Source organism: Bradyrhizobium sp., from assembly GCF_049586575.1.
In the GTDB taxonomy this organism is placed as follows: Bacteria; Pseudomonadota; Alphaproteobacteria; order Rhizobiales; family Xanthobacteraceae; genus Bradyrhizobium.
This window is the reverse complement of the sequence record NZ_JBAVCF010000617.1, coordinates 1-1,996: the sequence shown is the minus strand read 5'-3', so window position 1 is coordinate 1,996 and position 1,996 is coordinate 1. Positions and strand designations below refer to the sequence as shown.

Sequence of the window (1,996 nt, the reverse complement as noted above, 5' to 3'; positions counted from 1 at the left end):
ACGCCAAGGTGTCGTTCGACGACAACGCGCTTTTTCGTCACCCCGAAGTGGTCGCGCTGCGCGACGAGACCGAGGAAGACGCCAAGGAAATCGAGGCGTCGAAACACGATCTCAACTACATCACGCTCGACGGCACCATCGGCTGCATGGTCAACGGCGCCGGGCTTGCGATGGCCACGATGGACATCATCAAGCTTTACGGCATGGCGCCGGCGAACTTCCTCGACGTCGGCGGCAGCGCGAGCAAGGAAAAGGTCGCAGCCGCCTTCAAGATCATCACCGCCGATCCGAACGTGAAGGGCATTCTCGTCAACATCTTCGGCGGCATCATGAAGTGCGACGTCATTGCCGAAGGCGTGGTCGCCGCGGTGAAAGAAGTCGGCCTCAAGGTGCCGCTCGTGGTGCGGCTCGAAGGCACCAACGTCGACGCCGGCAAGAAGATCATCAGCACTTCGGGGCTGAACGTATTGCCGGCTGACAATCTCGATGATGCCGCGCAAAAGATCGTCAAGGCCGTCAAGGGAAGCTGAGCCGATGGCTGCCGACCATCTCGCCGCTCCAACGCCGCTCGAGGAACACCGCAAACTTGCGGCGTTCGCGGGCGAGTGGTCGGGCGAGGAGATGGTCTATCCTTCGCGCTGGACCGAAGGCGGGCCTGCGACCGCAAAGGTTTCGGCGCGCATCGATCTCAACGGCTTCTACCTCATCCAGGACACACGCCAGACCCGCGACGGCAAGGAAATCTTCTCAACCCACGGCGTGTTCACCTATGACCGAGAGGACCGTCTCTACAAATTATTCTGGCACGACTCGCTCGGCTATTATCCGCCGTCGCCCGCGTCCGGCGGCTGGTCCGGCAAGTCGCTGATCCTCGTGCGCGGCTCGCTGCGCGGCAATGCGCGCCATGTCTACGAAATCATCGACGACAACAGCTATTCCGTGAAAATCCAGTTCTCGCCCGATGCCGAAGGGTGGGCCGATGTGCTCACCGGCGTCTACCGGCGGAATTCCTGAACCCTTAACCGATCGTCTCGCGAAAGCAGTCTCACCCATGTCCATCCTGATCGACAAGAATACCAAGGTCATCTGCCAGGGTTTCACCGGCAAGAACGGCACCTTCCACTCGGAGGCCGCAGTCGCCTACGGCACCAAGATGGTCGGCGGCACCTCGCCCGGCAAAGGCGGATCGACGCATCTCGGCCTGCCGGTGTTCGATACGGTCGTAGAGGCACGCGAGAAGACCGGCGCCGACGCTTCCGTGATCTACGTGCCGCCGCCGGGCGCTGCGGATGCGATCTGCGAAGCGATCGACGCGGAAATTCCGCTGATCGTCTGCATCACCGAAGGCATTCCGGTGCTCGACATGGTGCGGGTGAAGCGCTCGCTGTCGGGCTCGAAGTCGCGGCTCATTGGACCCAATTGTCCGGGCGTCATGACCGCGGGCGAATGCAAGATCGGCATCATGCCGGCGAACATTTTCAAGCCCGGCAATGTCGGCATCGTGTCGCGCTCCGGTACGCTGACCTATGAGGCGGTGTTCCAGACCTCCCAGGAAGGCCTCGGCCAGACCACGGCGGTCGGCATCGGCGGCGATCCGGTCAAGGGAACCGAATTCATCGACGTGCTGGAGATGTTCCTGGCCGACCCCAAGACCACCTCGATCGTCATGATCGGCGAGATCGGCGGTTCGGCCGAGGAAGACGCCGCCCAGTTCCTGAAGGACGAAGCCAAGCGCGGCCGCAAGAAGCCGATGGTCGGCTTCATCGCCGGCGTCACGGCGCCCCCCGGACGGCGCATGGGCCATGCCGGCGCGATCATTTCCGGTGGCAAGGGCGATGCCGGATCCAAGACTGCGGCGATGGAATCGGCTGGAATTTCCGTGTCTCCCTCCCCGGCAAGGCTCGGAAAGACCCTTGTGGAAAAATTGAAAGGCTAATTCACTTCTTGGTTCTTTTCGGGGCGAAGTTTCTTCCTAAATAGGGTACTGGTTCTGGAC

2 protein-coding genes and 1 pseudogene are annotated in these 1,996 nt (G+C 61.9%); all 3 read left to right on the top strand.

Going from position 1 to position 1,996, the window contains the following annotated elements; translation table 11 throughout:
• A pseudogene (gene sucC, locus WB528_RS22890) lies at positions 1–530 on the top strand (succinate--CoA ligase subunit beta); the annotation flags it as partial.
• Between the two features lie 4 nt (positions 531–534).
• The gene (locus tag WB528_RS22885; RefSeq protein ID WP_423890958.1) at positions 535–1,014 is read left to right on the top strand and encodes a DUF1579 family protein; all 480 of its coding nucleotides are present in this window, start codon (positions 535–537) and stop codon (positions 1,012–1,014) included.
• Positions 1,015–1,051: 37 nt separating this feature from the next.
• A complete protein-coding gene (gene sucD, locus WB528_RS22880; RefSeq protein ID WP_423890957.1) occupies positions 1,052–1,936 on the top strand; it encodes a succinate--CoA ligase subunit alpha in 885 nt (294 codons plus the stop codon).
• Positions 1,937–1,996 lie beyond the last annotated feature (60 nt).